Below are 19,153 nucleotides of genomic sequence, written 5' to 3' on the forward strand. Positions count from 1 at the left end.
TTCGCCATGACAATAACTCCTCAACAACTGATCGCAATGCTACCGCTGTTGATCGTCGGATTGACGGTGGTGGTTGTGATGCTGTCTATTGCGTGGCGACGCGATCACTTTGTCAACGCCACCCTGACGGTTATCGGGCTAAACGTGGCACTACTTTCCCTCTATTTCGTGGGGCAGGTAGGACCAATGGATGTCACTCCGCTGATGCGGGTTGACGGCTATTCGATGTTCTATACCGGTCTGGTGATTGCTGCCAGTCTGGCCACGGCGACCTTTGCCTATCCATGGTTGGCGGGTTATCCCGATAACCGTGAAGAGTTCTACCTGTTGGTGCTGATTGCGGCCATGGGTGGCATTCTGTTGGCCAGTGCGAATCATCTGGCGTCGCTGTTCTTGGGTATCGAACTGATTTCTCTGCCGCTGTTCGGCCTGATTGGTTATGCCTATCGCCAGAAGCGTTCGCTGGAAGCCAGTATCAAATACATGCTGTTGTCTGCGGCAGCCTCGTCCTTCCTGCTGTTCGGTATGGCGCTGCTGTATGCTGAATCCGGTAGTTTGTCTTTCGCCGGTTTGGGCAAAAGCCTGAGTGATTCTATGATCCATCAGCCGCTGATTCTGGCCGGTTTGGGGATGATGATTATTGGTCTGGGCTTTAAGCTGTCACTGGTGCCGTTCCAACTGTGGACACCGGATGTGTATCAGGGCGCACCTGCCCCTGTATCCACCTTCCTTGCCACAGCCAGTAAAATTGCTATCTTTGCCGTGGTGATGCGTCTGTTCTTGTACGCACCGGCTGCCGACAGTGAAGCAATTCGCTTAGTGCTGTCCTTGATTGCCGTGGCATCGATTCTGTTCGGTAACTTGATGGCTATCAGCCAGACGAACATCAAGCGTCTGCTGGGTTACTCCTCTATCGCGCACCTTGGCTATTTGCTGATTGCGTTGGTCGCGGTGCAAACTCATCAGTTGGCACTGGAAACTGCCGGTGTCTATCTGGCGGGTTACCTGTTCAGCAGCTTGGGTGCCTTCGGTGTTGTCAGCTTGATGTCCAGCCCGTACAAAGGGCCGGATGCGGAATCTCTGTTCTCCTACCGTGGGTTGTTCTGGCATAAGCCAATCCTGTCTGCGGTGATGACAGTGATGATGCTGTCATTGGCGGGTATCCCAATGACACTGGGCTTCATCGGTAAATTCTTCGTGGTCGCAATGGGTGTCAGCGCTAACTTATGGTGGTTGACTGGGGCAGTGGTTTTGGGCAGTGCTATCGGCCTGTACTACTATCTACGCGTCACCGTTAGCTTGTTCCTCAGCGCGCCAGAAAAATTAGTGCGTGATACACCGAATAACTGGGCATTGACTGCCGGTGGTGTAGTGGTGCTGATTTCCGCCATTTTAGTGCTGTTCTTGGGTGTCTACCCGCAGCCACTGATTTCGCTGGTTCAATTGGCGCAACCCCTGATGTAATGCACCGCTAGCTCGGCCCTTCCAAACCCCCTGTCAGTTATGCTGCCAGGGGGTTTTGTTTTATACAATAATCTGATTTTTCAGAGAGCTATAATATCTAGGCTCGCAATAAGCAAATTTTACTGACACCCTTAAATATGACAATCTCGACTAAGCGCGATTTTTACAAGCGAGAATAATATAGATAAAAGATAATGAGTCATGCTTACTAAGCCATTAATGAATTTATGGCGAACTATATTATAGGAGATCGCGTTGTTAACTTCATTAAGTGGATTTTTTAAAGCCCGCAGTATTAATAAGATATATAGCCAAGCATTGAATGGTAATGTTGAGGTGAGGGATGCTAAAAAGGTTATTGCTAAAGAAATAGCGACTATCACAAATTCTTCACAAAATTACGATTTTAGAGCAGCGAGTAAATATCACTCAATGTTGATGAAATTGGATGGAGTTGCTAAAGAAAACAGCAATGACTTATCAGCATTTGGGGGAGAAAATGGAAGGAATGACATCAATAATGGTTCTTTTCATTATGAACCTAAAAGCCATAAAAATTTCCGAGGCATTAGATGTTGGCTCTCGGCTGTAAAGAACCCGAAGCATTACACTAACGACTTTGAAAACTCCTACACTCATTATGCTAAAAATATTATGAATACCTTAGCAAAGAAAGATAACAGTGTTGTTCTGCTAAGCTTTGGTAAAGCTGAACATAACGCGATTGCTATCCATCATGGAAACAATAAGTTCAGCTATATCTCAATGCATCATGATAAAATTAGTAATAATTATCATAAATTTAACGGCAAGGTAAGTCAGGATCTGATCACACAGTTTGTCGCGGATGAAATGACAAAATGTAAGGATGGATTGCAAGAAAATAATTTGGTTTTTTTGCATAATCTGAATGTTGAAAAAGTTGATGATTATATTCTAAAAAATAAGGATAACTTTAAATTTAATATAATAAGTAGTAATTGCTCAAGGTTTTCAGCGAATGCTTTACTTGCTGGGGTAGAGGGTAACAGTAGCCAGTTTCAGCATAATAGAAAATGGCAAATGCCAGCAAATACGCTGGAGTTAGCAAAAGAAATCGCAGCTTACACCGGACAGTAGAATTAGGCTTGGTAGCTAGGAGGTTAATGTATTTTTAGCATACGTCCAAGCCATAAGTATTATTATCAACTTCAGATGATGTACGGCATATCTGACCTAATAAACCTATGAGGTCTGATTTTAGGTAGGATGACCCCCAAAATAACTAAGATTATATAAGAGTGAAGTGGGGTAATTAGCTGAGACCAAACTCAGCTCTGTTTTAATATCCTCATCATTGATTTTTTCACTGTACTGATTCAAGGATGCTTATGCTTTGTTTTCCTCATTCCAATCAATCAACTAATTCTTATATGAAATATTCATCAGTAGATGATGTTATCTCGATGCCAGATGCAGATGAACTCGTTAAATACGGTAATTTCTTTAGAGATAAAACAACCATCAACTATGCGCTCGAGCAAGCAAAGGAGAATGAAAGTTTCAATGCTGTGATGATAGAAAGAGCGTATTTTGTTGTGAATGAGAATAATAGCTATACAAAAAATCCTGTTTTTAATCAAATTGATGAAGTTAATATTATTGCCAGAAAAGCATCGAAACTCTTACAGGACGAAATAGATAAAGGAAACTCGAACTACGTGACAGCGGGGGCAATTCTAGATCAGCTCATCGTAGCGGATGTAAAAGGCGTCAGCGTAATGGATATCAATAATAGTGATTGGGTCGCTAATAATCCGTTAACCAAGGCAATGATATCTTGCATTGGCGCTAATCATGACCAACCTAATATTAATGCAGTTATCTCCGATAGAGTGATCCAGTAGTACCAATATAAAATGGAGGAGCGCGCTTCTTTAGATTTAGATAATTATGTTAAAGGATTGACTGATGCATTACTTCTCACTGTGTTTGCGAGCAATGTAGAGACAAGTACAGCTACAGATAGGGCCGGTTTTTATCGTGAGTTACGTGAAATGGGGAATACCCCAAGCGATGCTCGCCGCAATGCGATGCATATTCAAAATTACCTCTAGTTTTTTATTTGTGATAAATATCACAATAAAAATGCAAACAATGATAATAAATTGGCATTATTGTGATTTGAATCCATAAAAATCATCTTGATTCAGGTAAACTGCGCGACTTTCACTCAATACACGTTTTGTTTAACCCTCTCGCGCAGGTCAATGCTAATGAACATTATTCTGATGATTGCGATTACCACAGGCATCCTCTCAGGCATTTGGGGCTGGGTTGCAATTAGCTTGGGACTGATCAGTTGGGCAGGCTTTCTGGGTTGCACGGCTTATTTCGCCTGCCCACAAGGTGGCTTAAAGGGATTGCTCATCACGCTATTAACCTGTTTAAGCGGGGTATTCTGGGCGATGATGATCATTCAGGGCAGCGCCTTGCAGCCGGAGTGGGCGATCCTCGGGTATGTACTGACAGGTATCGTTGCGTTTTTGATGTGTATTCAGGCCTGTCAGCAGTGGCTATCTTTTGTCCCCGGGACTTTTATCGGCGCATGTGCGACCTTTGCCGGTAATGGTAATTGGAAGCTCGTGGTTGTTTCGCTGTTAGTTGGCGTGGTGTTTGGCTATGCGATGAAGAATAGTGGCTTGTGGTTGGCGGCGAAGCGCGATCGGCAAGGGAAGAGCCCGTTGGGGGCCGCGGTGAGCATAGATGCTGATTAGGGGGGACTGAATCAAATTTCGCCTGCCGTAAGAACGCGTCTAACGGCGGTTAATCATCGTTTAATGTTCACCTTACGTGCGCAAGGTGAACGGTGAAACGTTAATGACCGAATGAGTTATTCGATTAGATAAGATGCGCTGCGACCTTCACCACAATTTTGCGAATCGGCCCAACTTCTGCCAGTGTCCCCATTGGCCGATGCAACTCACCCGGGAAGAGCAGGGCGATATCACCGGGAGCCAGTGTTAACAAGGTTTCTGTGCTGACCCCCTCAAACAGGCCGTAATCTCGCTCACTATCAAAATCCATGGTGGGGCGCTGACCCTGAGTGGAAGGTGACGCGCCAATGACTTCACTGCCTTCCAGCAAAATATGAATATCAATGTAATAGCGATGTAATTCAGGTGCCTGCTCATACAGCGGTTTAGTCGTCGCAATAATATGATTGAGGTAAATTTCACGCCCTTCAATCTCTTGCTCACCCGCCGGTAGATTGGCTAAATCCAGTTGGTTGATTGCCGCTAAGGTCCGGCGGATCACGTCAGGATACAACGGGTTATTCACCGCAATTTTCAGTTCATCAAGTATCATAACTCTTCCTGTCTTTGTGTGTGACCTGTGCGCTATGCACAATGGCTCACGCTATTCTCAGATGCCAGTGCAGCAATGCAGTGTTCAACTACACCGGCTACGTCTGGCGAAATATCAATTTGGACCACATCCGGTTCGCTGGCATCTGGTGTTTCCAGCGTTGCAAACTGGCTCTTTAGCAGACTCTCAGGCATGAAATGCCCTGCGCGTTGCTGCATTCTGTGCAGCACTAAATCGTAATCACCCGTCAGCCATAAAAAACGAATGCCATGGTTCCCTGCACGTAGCCGGTCGCGATACTGCTTTTTCAGTGCCGAACAGACTAAAAAACCCACTTCATTCTTTTGCTGTAAGCTGTATGCCACGTCACTTAATCGCTCGAGCCAAGGTGCGCGGTCTTGGTCATTGAGTGGCTGGCCTGATGCCATTTTTTGGATATTGGCGCGAGGGTGTAAGTCATCGCCATCAATAAACTTAGCATTAAGCGCTTGTGCCAGTGCCTGTCCGATACAGGATTTACCGGTGCCAGAGACACCCATGACAATAATGCATTTACCAGACATAGCTTTCCTCGGTATCAGCTATTGACCAATGTCAGTTCGCAAATCAAACGGCGACCAGCATGCCGCCATCAACGAACAACAGATGCCCGTTAACGAAATCAGATGCTTTCGACGACAGATAAACCGCCGCACCGATCAACTCTTCTGGGTCACCCCAACGGGCCGCCGGTGTCCGTTTGCACAACCAATCGGTAAAGGCTTTATCATCAACCAAGGCTTTAGTCATATCGGTTTTGAAATAACCCGGCGCAATACCATTGACTTGAATGTTGTAACGGGCTAGTTCGACACACATGCCACGGGTCAACATTTTGACCGCACCTTTAGAGGCGGCATATGGCGTAATGGTGTCGCGCCCAAGCTCACTTTGCATCGAGCAAATATTGATGATTTTCCCGCGTTGACGCTTGACCATATAACGGGAGACAGCCTGTGATACCAAGAAGACAGATTTCTGGTTGACTGCAATCACATCGTCCCAATCTTTTTCTGGGAATTCGGTAAAAGCATGGCGGCGTTGAATACCGGCATTATTGATTAAGATATCAATAGCGCCAATGCTGCTTTCAATTTGTTCAATGGCGGCTTTAACCGCATCATGGTCAGTGACATTAAAAGCAGCAGCATGAGCAATAAAACCATTTTCCCGTAATTCAGTGACGGCTTTCTCTGCTCGTTCGGCAGTAATATCATTAATAATGATTTCAGCACCAAATTCAGCCAACCCTTTGGCTAATAAAAACCCGATGCCCTGTGCGGAACCGGTAATTAATACTTTGCGTTTTTCTAATGAAAATAGATTCTTCATCGTCGATTCCTAATGTCGCTTATTTGGCGACATATATAATAAATGTCATGGTTGATTACTGCTAAATTAACACGGCAATAATTTATTTTCGGCAATAGCAAACTAGAAAAATAAAAAGTAAGCTAGAACAATAAAACTATTATTATTCCTTAACTTTGCTTTAACGCAGGTGGAAATGCTTTAAAGCAGGTAGAGATTCAATTATCACTCAAGGCATTTCCATTAATCTGGCCGTCAAAAAAACTTGTGACTATGAAACCGTTTTCTGTCTTATCAAACTGTGACGTAGATCACTTTAAATCATGTTACGACAAGCTGTTACCGCTTACGTGAGCCACATCGCCTTGAGAACAGAAAAAGACCACCGCAAGCAGGGACTTCGCTCTTTTTATCGTATGATTAAAGATTAACTTGTTGATAATAAAATAACTTAATCGTATTCATTCGCGCTGTTATAGCATATTTAACCGGTAACATACTTTTCATTACCCAAGTTAACAGTGCATAATCACCTGACCTATCCCGCACTCTTGTCCTAGGTATTTGCCATGAAAAACCAGCGTGTTACGTTACAAGATATTGCGTTACTGGCCGGCGTGACCAAAATGACCGTTAGCCGCTATCTGCGCACGCCGGAAAAAGTGGCACCAGAAACCGGTGAACGCATTGCTCAGGTGATGGCTGAAGTTAACTACAGCGCTGATTCTGAAGGGGATATGGGGCTTAATCAAAAAATTCCGCGCATCGGTATCTTAGTGCCTTCCTTTAATAATCAGATTTTTTCCGATCTATTGGCCGGTATTGAGTCGGTGACTGCCGCCAGCGGCTACCAAACTTTGGTGGTCAACTATAACTACAGTAAAGAGCGGGAAGAAGAGCAGATCATTAATCTACTCTCCTGCCAAATTTCTGGGTTAATCCTAACGGACTCCGAACATACCTTACGTGCAGATAAGTATTTGAATGCTTCTGAGATTCCCGTCGCGCAGGTGATGGATCTGGAGCCTCAATTCAACCGTATTACCGTCGGTTTTAATAATTATCAAGCCGCCTATGATATGACGGCAACGCTGCTTGCGAGTGGAAAGCAAAATATTGTCTATTTCGGTTCGATGTCTGATGTGCGTGATCGCAAGCGTTATCAAGGCTATAGCCAAGCCATGAGTGATGCAGGTTTCACCCCATTGCATATTACCCCGAACAAAGTCTCGTCAGTTTCTATTGGTGCTGGGATGTTGGCATTGGCACGACAAATGTATCCGCAAGTGGATGCGATTTTCTGTACCAATGATGATATGGCGGTGGGGGTGTTACAAGAATGCTTGAAATTGGGCATGGCAATCCCAGTTGAAATGGCTATTTCAGGTTTTCATGGGTTAGATATCGGTCAGGCCACCACGCCAGTGCTGGCCAGTGTGACCACACCTCGTTTTGAAATGGGCAAAGTCGCTGCGGAGATTTTGATTAAGAAAATCAAAAAAATCCCGACAATTGAACAGGTTGATCTTCACTATCGTATTTCTCTGGGTGGCACGATTTAACGCTTTCACTCTGTCAGCACACTTTGTTACCCGCCATATTCTGCCCTTGAGCGACTCAATGGCAGTCAGTCGCGCTTTACGGTTTCCTTTGCTATCACTCGCTTCACGCGATAACAAATCACCGCAGCAGATAACATTTCAGTGACGACATGACATAAGTTTTTAACGCTCATCCGTTTAGCTGAAACAATTCAGCTCCAACAATGATAGCTTGCTCACGTTACCGGTAACATGTTTTTTTAACATGATTTAGAGTGACTTGCATCACAAAATAAAACATTGAAAACAGGTCTTATAACGACATTCGCTGAATGGCTCAATCATCTGCTGATGACCTGCCGCCATTCTAGTTTCTTTGATTTATTGACATGGTCAGGTACTCGTAATGAAAAACAGCTCAACCTCTGTATCCCAACAAGCCGTATTAATTATTGCGCCGGTAATGGACTATTTGACCGAGAAGTTGGAGCAAAACTTTACGGTTTATAAACTCTTCGACGTCGCGGATCAGACCGAATTTCTTGCGGAGCAGGGCAAGAACATTAAAGGTATTGTGACCCGCGGTGATATTGGGGTCACTAACGAAGTGTTGGCGTTATTACCTGAAGTCGAGATTATCTCCATCTTTGGTGTCGGGACGGATGCGGTCGATTTGGATTATACCCGTGAGCGTAGAATCATTGTCACGACCACCCCGGGCGTACTGACCGACGATGTGGCAGACACCGCACTGGGGCTGATTATTGCCACCTCTCGCCGCTTATGTCAGGCCGATAAATTCCTTCGGGCAGGGCAATGGCCGCACAGCAGCTTGCCTTTAGCGTCCAAAGTGACGGGCAAACGTCTAGGCGTATTTGGAATGGGTCGTATTGGTCAAGCGATTGCGCGTCGCGCTGCGGGCTTCGATATGCAGATTGCGTATACCGATACCGCGCACATTGACAGTCTGCCCTATCAGTATGTGTCTGATTTAGTCAGCCTAGCGAAACAAAGCGACATTCTGGTGGTGGCTATTTCAGGCGGGAAAGACAGTGTAGGTTTGGTGGATAAAACCATTTTTGCCGCCATGCCAAACGATGCCATTCTGATCAATATCGCCCGTGGCAGTATGATTAATCAGGACGAATTAATTCTGGCATTACAACAGCAAGAGATTGGCGGCGCGGGTCTGGATGTTTTTGCCGATGAACCGAATGTGCCACAGGCATTAATTGAAATGGATAATGTTGTATTACTGCCGCATATTGCCAGTGCGACAAAAGAAACACGTATCCAAATGAGTGACATTGTTTTTTCAAATATTCTCGCGCACTTTTCGGGAAATAAAGCACCAACCGCAATTCATTATTAATTTCGTTAATTTTTCAAATTGAATAGAGGCAGATTGTATTGACTCGCGACCTGACTCATATTTGAAATCTATCGGGCATATTAATAATAAAAGTGTTTATTGAAATTAATTAAATGTGGCAAATATCCCTTATTTGCTGTCGGTTTTCCTTGTGTTTTTAGGATTAATGCAAGGGAATACTTCGCTATTATCATGAGGCGTGTTGATATGGACAGTAAGATCCCTAATGCCCGTTGGTTCCGAGTTATCGTGCCAATAATGATTGCTTGTATTATTTCTTTTATGGACCGGGTCAATATTAGTTTTGCACTTCCTGGCGGTATGGAAAGCGATCTGGCTATTACCAGCCAAATGGCCGGTTTAGCCGGCGGTATTTTCTTTATTGGTTATTTATTTTTACAAGTCCCTGGTGGCCGAATTGCCGTGCACGGTAGCGGCAGGAGATTTATCGCTTATTCCCTCACGGTTTGGGCCATCGTCTCCATTCTGACTGGCTTTGTGACTAACCATTATCAGTTGTTATTCCTGCGTTTTGTGCTGGGGGTCTCTGAGGGCGGTATGTTACCGGTGGTTTTGACCATGGTCAGTAATTGGTTCCCAGAGCGTGAAATTGGCCGCGCCAATGCCTTCGTCATGATGTTTGCGCCCATTGGTGGCATGTTAACGGCACCGTTGTCCGGCTTTATTATCAATGCGCTTGATTGGCGTTGGCTGTTCTTCCTTGAAGGGGGCTTGTCCGCGCTGGTGTTGGTGATGTGGTGGTTTGTTATCAGTGATCGCCCTGAAGAAGCCAAATGGCTATCGGCGAAAGAGCGCGATTATTTAGTGACAGAATTGTCGCGGGAACGTGCTGAGCGGATGCTCAATGCGCCAGTGACCAATGCGCCATTGAAAGCCGTATTCCTCAATAAAGGGCTGATGAAATTAGTGGCGCTTAACTTCTTTTATCAAACAGGGGATTACGGCTATACCCTGTGGTTACCGACCATTTTGAAAAATCTCACTGGCGGGAATATGGCCTCGGTCGGCATTCTGGCGATACTGCCGTTTATTGCCACCATGGCGGGGATTTATACCATTTCTACTTTGTCGGATAGAACCGGCAAACGCCGCTTGCTTATCATGATTTCACTGTTCTGTTTTGCCGCTGGCCTTGTCACATCGGTGATTTTCCGCCACGACGTGTTGATCGCTTATCTGGCATTGGTGGTGTGCGGATTCTTCCTTAAAGCAGCAACCAGCCCATTCTGGTCAATTCCTGGTCGTATCGCCATACCTGAAGTGGCGGGTGGTGCGCGCGGCGTTATCAATGGCTTAGGTAATTTGGGCGGATTCTGCGGCCCGTATCTGGTCGGGGTGATGATTTTCTTCTACGGCCAAAGTGCAGCGGTTTGCATGTTAGCGGGCTCATTGATTATTGCCGGATTGATTACGCTGACATTGCCGAAAGAGTGTGATGTTGAAGTGAGCAAACAGGGCAAGGGCTTGGCTGACAAAGTTTTGCCGAAGGCAAAACGCGCTTAAATCCAGTCGGGGCTATCGGCTGAATCTGACGATAGCCCCTGCGGGTGAATACCGGAGAATAATATGAATTTGCAGCAGCAACTCATCTACTGCCAGCAGCACCAGCAATTGTTACAGTTGATGCATTTCGATCACGAAATCGCTTGGCAGTTAGGCGAAAAAATAAAGCGGCAAGCTGAAACACAAGGGGTGGCATTGGCTATCGATATCACCGTCAATCATCAATCACTGTTCAGTTATGCCATGCCAGGCACCAGTGCAGAAAATCATGATTGGCTGCGCCGCAAACGTAATGTGGTTGAACTGCTCAATACCAGCTCTTATGCGGCCGGATTGATGTTACAACAGCGCCAAACCTCTCTTGAAGCACGTTATGGTGTCAATCTACGCGACTATGCTGCGCTAGGCGGCGGTTTCCCATTGCAGGTTAAACATGCGGGTATTATTGGCAGCGTTAATGTCTCCGGCGCGCCACATTTGGATGATCACAATTTACTGTTGCAGGTGTTGGCGGATTTTATTGGTTTGCCCGCGGGCAGTATTGAACTTTTATCGCCGCTGAGCGAATAAGGAATGGCGATGAACCCGACTCTCATCCGCGTCACGCAGCGTATCATGGCGCGATCAGCTACAACCCGCGCGGCCTACCTGCAACGGATCAGTGCAGCAAAAGAAAATACCGTGCGCCGCTCGCAGTTGGCCTGCGGCAATTTGGCTCATGGTTTTGCGGCTTGCCAGCCGGAAGATAAAGCCTCGTTGAAGAATATGGTGCGTAGCGATATCGCCATCATTACGTCTTATAACGACATGTTATCTGCTCATCAGCCTTACGAATGTTATCCGAAGCAGCTAAAAGAAGCGCTGCATGACGTTGGCGCTGTCGGGCAAGTGGCAGGGGGCGTGCCCGCGATGTGTGACGGTGTGACTCAAGGGCAGGATGGTATGGAGTTGTCGCTGATGAGCCGCGATGTTATCGCCATGTCAGCAGCCATCGGGTTGTCGCACAATATGTTTGATGGCGCACTGTATCTCGGTGTGTGCGATAAAATCGTGCCAGGATTACTGATGGCCGCGTTGTCATTTGGGCACTTACCCGCCGTATTTGTCCCCGCAGGCCCGATGACCACGGGATTGTCCAATAAAGAAAAAGTGCGCGTTCGCCAGTTGTTTGCCGAAGGTAAGGTGGACCGGCATGCCTTGTTGGAGGCCGAAGCCACGTCTTATCACAGTGCGGGTACCTGTACTTTTTACGGTACCGCCAACTCGAATCAGATGGTGATGGAAGTGATGGGGCTTCATTTGCCCGGTGCTTCTTTTATCCAGCCAAATACGCCACTGCGAGAGGCATTAACCGCTGCCGCTGCCCGCCAGATTACCCGCCTAACCGAGAACAGTGGCAACTATCTGCCAGTGGGTCAGTTAGTGGATGAGAAGGTCGTGGTCAATGGTATTGTGGCGCTACTGGCGACCGGTGGTTCAACAAACCACACCATGCATTTGGTAGCGATGGCTCGCGCGGCAGGCATCATTATCGATTGGGATGATTTTTCTGAGCTATCAGAAGTAGTACCGCAATTGTGCCGCATTTACCCTAATGGCCCCGCTGATATCAACTATTTTCAGGCAGCAGGGGGCGTTGCCTTGCTGATAAAGGAGCTGCTACAGGGTGGTTTAGTGCATGAAGATGTGCATACTGTGGCTGGATTCGGTTTACATCGCTACACGCAAGAGCCGTATTTGGATGAGGGGCAACTGCAATGGCGTCGTGGGCCGCAACAGTCGCTGGATGATTCAGTGATTGCCAGCATGACCCAGCCCTTTTCCTCGCACGGGGGAACGAAAGTGTTAAGCGGTAATTTAGGGCGGGCGGTGATGAAAACGTCGGCAGTTCCTCGCGACCATCAGATCATTGAAGGGCCCGCCGTGGTCTTTGAAAACCAGCATGATGTGGTGTCTGCCTTTGAATCTGGCGAGTTAAATCGTGATTGTGTGGTGGTGGTGCGCTATCAGGGGCCGCGGGCCATTGGTATGCCTGAACTGCATATGTTGATGCCACCTCTGGGGGTATTATTGGATCGTGATTTTAAAGTCGCACTGGTCACCGATGGCCGTTTATCTGGTGCATCTGGCAAAGTGCCGTCAGCCATTCATGTTACGCCAGAAGCCTATTGCGGCGGTCTGTTGGCAAAAATTCGCAATGGCGATCGGGTGCGAGTCGATGGTGTGACGGGGGAATTGTCTCTGTTGGTGGATGAAGCTGAACTGGCATCACGTCATCCGTCTGCGCCGGACATATCGGCGTTCCATGTGGGATGTGGGCGTGAGTTATTTGGCGCACTGCGAGAGCAATTGACGGGTGCAGAGCAGGGGGCATGCTGTATTCGTTTTTAGTGTTCAGCAGATGTTTGTTCAGCAGGTGTTAATGAGCGAGTCACCTCGTCTGAGGTGACCGATAACCCGCATGTTGCAGTGAGGTTGGCGAGAAAACTGTACTTTCCAGTGGTTATTTATAACCTAGATCATGAGCCATGCAGATTAATCCTGAAACCGCACCAATCCTCCTTACCCTCCCTTATTTTCAGCTATCCTTATGGGACGACTTTTTTCACTCATGGAGAATGCATATGAATCGAGATAAAGAACAGCAAACCTCGCTGGATGACGATCTTACTATGCTGACTGATACGTTAGAAGAAGTGTTACGTGCCTCGGGTGATGCCGCGGATGAAACCTATCAGGAGATTAAAGCCAGAGCGGAGAAGGCATTAAAGGAGGTACAGAACCGTTTGAGTGGCCGCAGTGAATGCTACATCAAACGGGCGAAAGCACTGGCGTGTTGTACTGATGATTATGTCCACGAAAAACCATGGTGTAGCGTGGGGATCGGTGCAACGGTGGGGTTGGTGGTTGGACTATTGCTGGCGCGGCGTTAATGAATATTATTGAATGATAATGGTAATAACTTATTATTTTAAATAATTGATATCGGCCCTTGGTGGGCCGTTTTTTATTATGAATTTCTTCCTAATATGAAAACTAAGGGCAAGGGGGAGCCTGTTCTTTCGTTATTTAAATTAATTAGATCCAATAACTTAAACTTGTTAGGTTTAATATTCTATTTTCATTAATGTATTTTAAATTGTTTAATTACTATTAAATGGGTGAATTAAATTTCAAAATTAATAATGTGATGTAAGTCACGCATTCAATCATATTGTTCAGTGATAAGTATGCGTGTAACAATAATTGATTTTTTATGCTCTATTCTATTTTGTGACGGTAATAAAAACCCTGACTTTAAATACCCTGATAAACCTAGGCTCTTTATATTAAGCCTTATTTTAAAGGGGGTTTTGTATCGACATAACATTATCTTAATCAGAAAATAAATTTATCAAAATGGATAACTTGATGATTTTATTTATTTTTATTTTAATGTGGTTAAAGTAATTAGCTTAAAAATAATGAGGAATATATTATGAGTAGTATACTCGATCTATCTTCGTATAGTGGTACACCTTATCAAGTTAAGTTTATCAATCAATCACCTTCAGCGTGGATTGTTTATTTATATCAGAAAATGCCTAATCAACCCTCGGAGGTATTCTCTTTAGCTTGGCAGGCATCTCCATTTAAAGTTGCACCAAATAGTTTTTTCACTTTTAAATGGTCAATTGATTATTCATTTATCTGGGGTAGAACGGGGGCGTTAACGGATGGTGTTGTTTTTGAAGCTGGTGCGGTTTTGAATGCTGATCCTGCAGGTAATAATCAGGTGACATTTGATACCGAAAATAACACTCCTGCGTTTAGTCATCTGTCAAGCGGTGGGCAAGCGGGCAAGTTGACGATTTTGGAAGGCAGTCATATGCCAAACAACATCTATTCCACAGGGATTGGTATGTCTGGGCAAGGAACTTTTGTGCAGCAAGTCTTAACCAATACTACGCAGATTTATACGCCTGAACCCCTCTTTTTTATTGCGGCTGGTCAGGGGATTCAAATGGGGCAAGTCTTAGCCCAAACAGTGACTAACGCCTGTGAGTTAAAATACGTAGGAAATGTTTATTCATTATTGGCAACGCTGACTGAAACTCAACAATGGAGTGTTGTGCCAGCATGATGATCAATAAATGATTAATGCCACACGTATCACGAAGATTAACATTGTCTTCGTGATACGACTGACTGCGAAATGCACAAGATAGTACTCTTTCATCAGCGCAGAGGCTTGGCTTGCTCTGTGCACTCTGCGTAAAGATCATGCAATATTAGTTGTCGCCAATACCCCTTGTTGAGTATACAAAAACATCAATATCAAATATTAGTGTGATAACTAACAATAACTTTTGAATCCGACTTTTATTATTATTCATGGCCCGTATAATCCCACTCTTTCTGTTGATTTGCCGAGGTGGTCGTGAAACAACTTTCTGGTTTGTTGGGCGAATTACGGCAAAAGTTGCGTGCCGGTTTCCCTGAGCAGGCTGGCATTCGGCAAATTATCTTGCCCGCATCGGGTCAGGTGGGGAGTCAACTGCTGGAGTGGCTGGCTGCGCAATGCCATTTTCCGCAGTTTTATTGGCATCACCGTGGCGGCCATGAAGAAGCTGCCGTTTGCGGTCAAACGCGTCAATTTAACGATATGCAATCTGCGGATGAATTTATCCAGCAGCACCAATTGACCAAGCTAAATAGTGAAACCACGGGATTGCGAATTTGGGGGCTGAATGCCTATGAGCCGGTGAGTGTTGTCGATGCCGCTGCTGACAGCAAAACTTGCGCGACTCATTTCGATCAATCAACTCAATCAATTCAATCAATTCAATCAACACGGACCAGTTTCTTATTTCTCCCGCGAATTGAAATCTTACGCCGTGGCAACCATACCCACGTCACCCTCAATTTGGTGAGCGATTTTTCCCTGCAACAAGATGCCTTACTGGCCATCGCTTTTATCGACCAACTGGTCACCGCCAAACCGCTCCCCGCATTGGATGTTCATGTCCAACAGGCCAGCCATATGCCGGAATACCCGCAGTGGCGTGATCTGATTGAGCAAGCGCTGGGCAGCATTGAACAGCAAACGATGGAAAAAGTGGTGCTGGCGCGTGCAACTCGCTTAATGCTCGATAAGCCTCTGTCCTGTAGCGCTTTTATGGCCGCCAGCCGTCAGGTCAACCATCATTGTTTCCACTATATGCTGCGCTTTGATGCATCAAAGGCATTTTTAGGTTCCAGCCCTGAACGGCTGTATCTGCGCCAAAAATGGCATTTGGAAACCGAGGCGTTGGCGGGTACTGCGTCTAATGATGACGACCATCAACAGGCTAGAGTGCTCAGTGACTGGTTAATGCAGGATGAAAAAAACCAACGAGAGAATTTGCTGGTGGTGGATGATATTTGCCAGCGTTTGCAAGGCGGCGTTGCGGCAGTAGATGTCATGCCGCCAGAGATTATCCGTTTGCGAAAAGTGCAGCATTTACGTCGCCGTATCCACGCGAAACTCAATCGCGCCAGTGATACTGACTGCCTGCAACGGCTGCAACCGACGGCTGCCGTGGCCGGTTTGCCGCGCAATGTTGCGCGCCAGTTCATTGCGCAGAACGAACCCTTTTCTCGTGGTTGGTATGCGGGGTCTGCCGGTTACCTTTCACTGCAACAGTCAGAATTCAGCGTCACACTGCGCTCGGCATGGGTTGAGGACCAACGGATCAATTTGTATGCCGGCGCCGGTATTGTGGCTGGGTCTGATCCTGAGCTGGAATGGCAAGAAATCAACCATAAGTCGGCAGGATTACGGACTTTGTTGGATAGCCATCCGCAGGATAATAAATCCTAAATGCGGCTATTAACCGCACACCTAATGTGGTCGGATTGTGGCACCCGTACACCAAGTGTAAACTGTCATTTAGGGGCCATTTCCCCCACCAGAACGGTAAAATTTTAACCATTAAGCAGCCACTCCGAACTTTTTCGAGGATAAATGGCGTTCCTCATGCTAACTGTTGGGTTGTCGTGTCTGTTAACTGACTTTTGGGCAAACCATGTCGACAAGTGTTTTTAACCGTCGTTGGGCGGCATTACTACTGGAAGCGTTAACGCGCCACGGTGTCCGTCATATCTGTATCGCACCGGGTTCCCGCTCGACACCGCTAACGTTGGCGGCGGCGGCGCATTCATCGCTGGTTTGCCATACCCATTTTGATGAGCGTGGTTTGGGCCATTTGGCGCTGGGCTTGGCGAAAGCGTCCGCTGAACCGGTGGCCGTGATTGTGACTTCTGGCACGGCGGCTGCCAACCTCTATCCCGCACTCATTGAAGCCGGTTTAACCGGTGAACGGCTGATTTTTCTGACTGCCGATCGCCCACCGGAATTGATTGATTGCGGCGCTAACCAAGCTATTCGTCAGCAAGGGCTATTTGCCGCTCATCCTACGGTCAGCCTTAATTTACCTCGGCCCACACCGGATATTCCCGCCAGTTGGCTCGTTTCAACCGTCGATAGCGCGATGGCGCAATTGCACCATGGCGGTTTGCACATTAATTGCCCGTTTGCCGAACCACTCTATGGCGGTGATGACCAATGCTATGCCGACTGGTCTGCGACCTTGGGTGACTGGTGGCAGGACTGCCATCCTTGGTTACGCCAATCGAGCTACCAACCGCAGCAGCCTCAGGCTGATTGGTTTTTCTGGCGGCAAAAGCGCGGCGTAATCATCGCTGGGCGTATGACGGCAGACGAGGGCGCGCAATTAGCACAATGGGCGGAACAACTCGGCTGGCCATTAATTGGCGATGTGTTATCGCAAACCGGCCAACCACTGCCCTGCGCAGATTTATGGCTCGGGCATCCCGAGGCGCAGCGGGTGCTGAATGAGGCACAGTTGGTGGTGCAATTGGGGAGCAGCCTGACGGGTAAACTGCTTTTACAGTGGCAGGCGCAGTGCCAGCCGCAGGAATATTGGTTGGTGGATAACCTCCCTGGTCGCCTTGATCCGGCGAATCACCGAGGGCGTAGGATCCTATCGTCTGTGCATGCATGGCTGGAACAGCATCCCGCGCTACGCCGCACCCCATGGGCACCTGAACTGATTGAATGTTCGCAGGCGGCACAGTTCCACGTGGCTGAAACGCTGAATGAACAATTTAGTGAAGCCGCAGTGGCGCATTTGTTGGCTGAGTTGTTACCCGATAACGGCCAGTTGTTTGTGGGTAACAGTTTGATTGTTCGCTTGATTGATGCTTTGGGCCAATTGCCAGCAGGATATCCGGTTTACAGCAATCGTGGTGCCAGTGGCATTGATGGTCTGCTATCCACCGCGGCAGGTGTCCAGCGCGCGACCGCGAAACCCACACTGGCTATCGTCGGTGATTTATCGGCCTTGTATGACCTTAATGCGTTAGCGTTATTGCGCCAAAGTTCGGCGCCGATGGTCTTGTTGGTAGTCAACAATAATGGCGGGCAGATTTTTTCACTGTTGCCAACGCCGGCTGAAGATCGTCAGCGCTTTTATTGCATGCCGCAAGACGTCAACTTTGAGCACGCGGCGGCCATGTTTGGCCTCCATTATGCCTGTCCTGAGAGTTGGACAGCATTGCAGCAGCGAGTCGAACAGTGCTGGTTACAAGGTGGCGTGACGCTTGTCGAAATACAGGTACCGTCAAGCCAAGGGGCAGAAACGCTACAGCAATTGGTGCAACAGGTGGCTCAATGATGACACTGGCATGCTGTAAACTCACCGCACATCCTCAATCCTCTGTGCAACGATCTTCTGAGCTACAAGCGGATAAGCCATGGTTAGTCTGGCTACATGGCTTGCTGGGGAGTGGTCAGGATTGGCTTCCCGTGGCCGAATTGTGTGGCGATTACCCGTCACTGCTCATTGATTTACCCGGCCACGGTCAATCCTCCATGTTGAAAACTCGCGATTTTGCCGATATTAGCGAGCAGTTAACGCAAACATTGCAGGCTAACGGCATTCGCAAGTATTGGCTGGCAGGCTACTCTTTAGGGGGCCGAATTGCGATGTACCACGCATGTTATGGTCAGCATCAGGGCTTGCTGGGTTTGCTGGTTGAAGGGGGCAACCTCGGTTTAGAAAACGATGAGTTGCGTCAACAGCGATTGCACAATGACCACCAATGGGCGCAGCGTTTTCGTCTGGAACCTTTGTCGCAAGTGCTCACCGACTGGTATCAACAAGATGTGTTCGCGGATTTAGATGCCCAACAGCGTGAGCAATTTATTTCACTGCGGGTCAATAATGACGGCCCCGCAGTGGCCGATATGCTTGAGGTTACTTCCTTGGGGCATCAACCTTGGTTTTTGCCCGCGTTGCAGCAGTTGCGTGTCCCTTATACTTATCTGTGCGGTGATCGCGACACTAAATTTCAGCAGCTAGCCGCTCAGTATCAGTTGCCACTGCGCACGCTGGCCCGCGCCGGACACAATGCTCATCGAGCGAACCCGGGCGCATTTGCCGCGCAGGTGCTTTCATTTTTATCACAGTCTTCATTTTCATCACTCTCCCGTTAAAGGAAGGAATGCTTA

At 47.1% G+C, this 19,153-nt stretch carries 17 protein-coding genes; 14 read left to right on the forward strand and 3 right to left on the reverse strand.

Features of this window, described 5'->3' with window-relative positions; genetic code table 11:
• The first annotated feature begins 6 nt into the window (after positions 1-6).
• From nuoN to BN68_RS01270, 4 genes are all read left to right on the forward strand, one after another.
• Entirely contained in the window at positions 7-1,464 is a 1,458-nt protein-coding gene (gene nuoN, locus BN68_RS01250) for an NADH-quinone oxidoreductase subunit NuoN (protein ID WP_019209332.1), read from the forward strand.
• A 255-nt stretch (positions 1,465-1,719) separates the two neighbouring features.
• Positions 1,720-2,583 (forward strand): hypothetical protein, encoded by an 864-nt coding sequence (locus BN68_RS01255; RefSeq protein WP_019209333.1) that lies wholly within the window; start codon positions 1,720-1,722, stop codon positions 2,581-2,583.
• Between the two features lie 326 nt (positions 2,584-2,909).
• Positions 2,910-3,350, forward strand: a complete 441-nt coding sequence (locus BN68_RS01260; RefSeq protein ID WP_019209334.1) for a hypothetical protein — start codon at positions 2,910-2,912, stop codon at positions 3,348-3,350.
• Positions 3,351-3,719: 369 nt separating this feature from the next.
• Complete coding sequence (locus BN68_RS01270) at positions 3,720-4,220, forward strand: DUF1097 domain-containing protein (protein ID WP_019209336.1); 501 nt, start codon at positions 3,720-3,722, stop codon at positions 4,218-4,220.
• A gap of 124 nt (positions 4,221-4,344) precedes the next feature.
• Here the strand turns inward: BN68_RS01270 and BN68_RS01275 are convergent, their stop codons facing one another.
• Genes BN68_RS01275 through idnO form a run of 3 tightly spaced genes read right to left on the reverse strand, consistent with a single transcriptional unit; the run spans position 4,345 to position 6,183 of the window.
• On the reverse strand, positions 4,345-4,812 hold the full coding sequence (locus tag BN68_RS01275) for a YhcH/YjgK/YiaL family protein (RefSeq protein ID WP_019209337.1): 468 nt from the start codon (positions 4,810-4,812) through the stop codon (positions 4,345-4,347).
• A gap of 32 nt (positions 4,813-4,844) precedes the next feature.
• Entirely contained in the window at positions 4,845-5,375 is a 531-nt protein-coding gene (locus tag BN68_RS01280) for a gluconokinase (RefSeq protein WP_019209338.1), read from the reverse strand.
• 43 nt (positions 5,376-5,418) lie between these two features.
• Positions 5,419-6,183 carry a gluconate 5-dehydrogenase gene (gene idnO, locus BN68_RS01285; RefSeq protein ID WP_019209339.1) on the reverse strand — a complete coding sequence of 255 codons (765 nt, stop codon included), beginning with the start codon at positions 6,181-6,183 and terminating at the stop codon, positions 5,419-5,421.
• Positions 6,184-6,731: 548 nt separating this feature from the next.
• Between idnO and BN68_RS01290 the strand changes: the two genes are divergently transcribed.
• From BN68_RS01290 to menH, 10 genes are all read left to right on the forward strand, one after another.
• Positions 6,732-7,724, forward strand: a complete 993-nt coding sequence (locus BN68_RS01290; protein WP_019209340.1) for a substrate-binding domain-containing protein — start codon at positions 6,732-6,734, stop codon at positions 7,722-7,724.
• A 385-nt stretch (positions 7,725-8,109) separates the two neighbouring features.
• Positions 8,110-9,075 carry a 2-hydroxyacid dehydrogenase gene (locus tag BN68_RS01295; RefSeq protein WP_019209341.1) on the forward strand — a complete coding sequence of 322 codons (966 nt, stop codon included), beginning with the start codon at positions 8,110-8,112 and terminating at the stop codon, positions 9,073-9,075.
• Positions 9,076-9,282: 207 nt separating this feature from the next.
• On the forward strand, positions 9,283-10,599 hold the full coding sequence (locus BN68_RS01300) for an MFS transporter (RefSeq protein ID WP_019209342.1): 1,317 nt from the start codon (positions 9,283-9,285) through the stop codon (positions 10,597-10,599).
• A gap of 63 nt (positions 10,600-10,662) precedes the next feature.
• Positions 10,663-11,169, forward strand: a complete 507-nt coding sequence (locus tag BN68_RS01305) for a heme-degrading domain-containing protein (RefSeq protein WP_019209343.1) — start codon at positions 10,663-10,665, stop codon at positions 11,167-11,169.
• 9 nt (positions 11,170-11,178) lie between these two features.
• On the forward strand, positions 11,179-12,990 hold the full coding sequence (edd, locus tag BN68_RS01310; RefSeq protein ID WP_019209344.1) for a phosphogluconate dehydratase: 1,812 nt from the start codon (positions 11,179-11,181) through the stop codon (positions 12,988-12,990).
• Positions 12,991-13,223: 233 nt separating this feature from the next.
• Entirely contained in the window at positions 13,224-13,532 is a 309-nt protein-coding gene (gene elaB / locus BN68_RS01315) for a stress response protein ElaB (RefSeq protein WP_019209345.1), read from the forward strand.
• Between the two features lie 545 nt (positions 13,533-14,077).
• A complete protein-coding gene (locus tag BN68_RS01320; RefSeq protein WP_019209346.1) occupies positions 14,078-14,722 on the forward strand; it encodes a hypothetical protein in 645 nt (214 codons plus the stop codon).
• Between the two features lie 297 nt (positions 14,723-15,019).
• Entirely contained in the window at positions 15,020-16,441 is a 1,422-nt protein-coding gene (locus BN68_RS01325) for an isochorismate synthase (protein ID WP_042806355.1), read from the forward strand.
• 205 nt (positions 16,442-16,646) lie between these two features.
• Positions 16,647-18,317: a 2-succinyl-5-enolpyruvyl-6-hydroxy-3-cyclohexene-1-carboxylic-acid synthase gene (menD, locus tag BN68_RS01330; RefSeq protein WP_019209348.1), complete on the forward strand. Its 1,671-nt coding sequence runs from the start codon at positions 16,647-16,649 to the stop codon at positions 18,315-18,317.
• A complete protein-coding gene (gene menH, locus BN68_RS01335) occupies positions 18,314-19,138 on the forward strand; it encodes a 2-succinyl-6-hydroxy-2,4-cyclohexadiene-1-carboxylate synthase (protein WP_019209349.1) in 825 nt (274 codons plus the stop codon). Before menD ends, menH begins: the two co-directional genes overlap by 4 nt.
• The last annotated feature ends 15 nt before the right edge of the window (positions 19,139-19,153 follow it).

Source organism: Yersinia massiliensis CCUG 53443 (genome assembly GCF_000312485.1).
Taxonomy (GTDB): domain Bacteria; phylum Pseudomonadota; class Gammaproteobacteria; order Enterobacterales; family Enterobacteriaceae; genus Yersinia; species Yersinia massiliensis.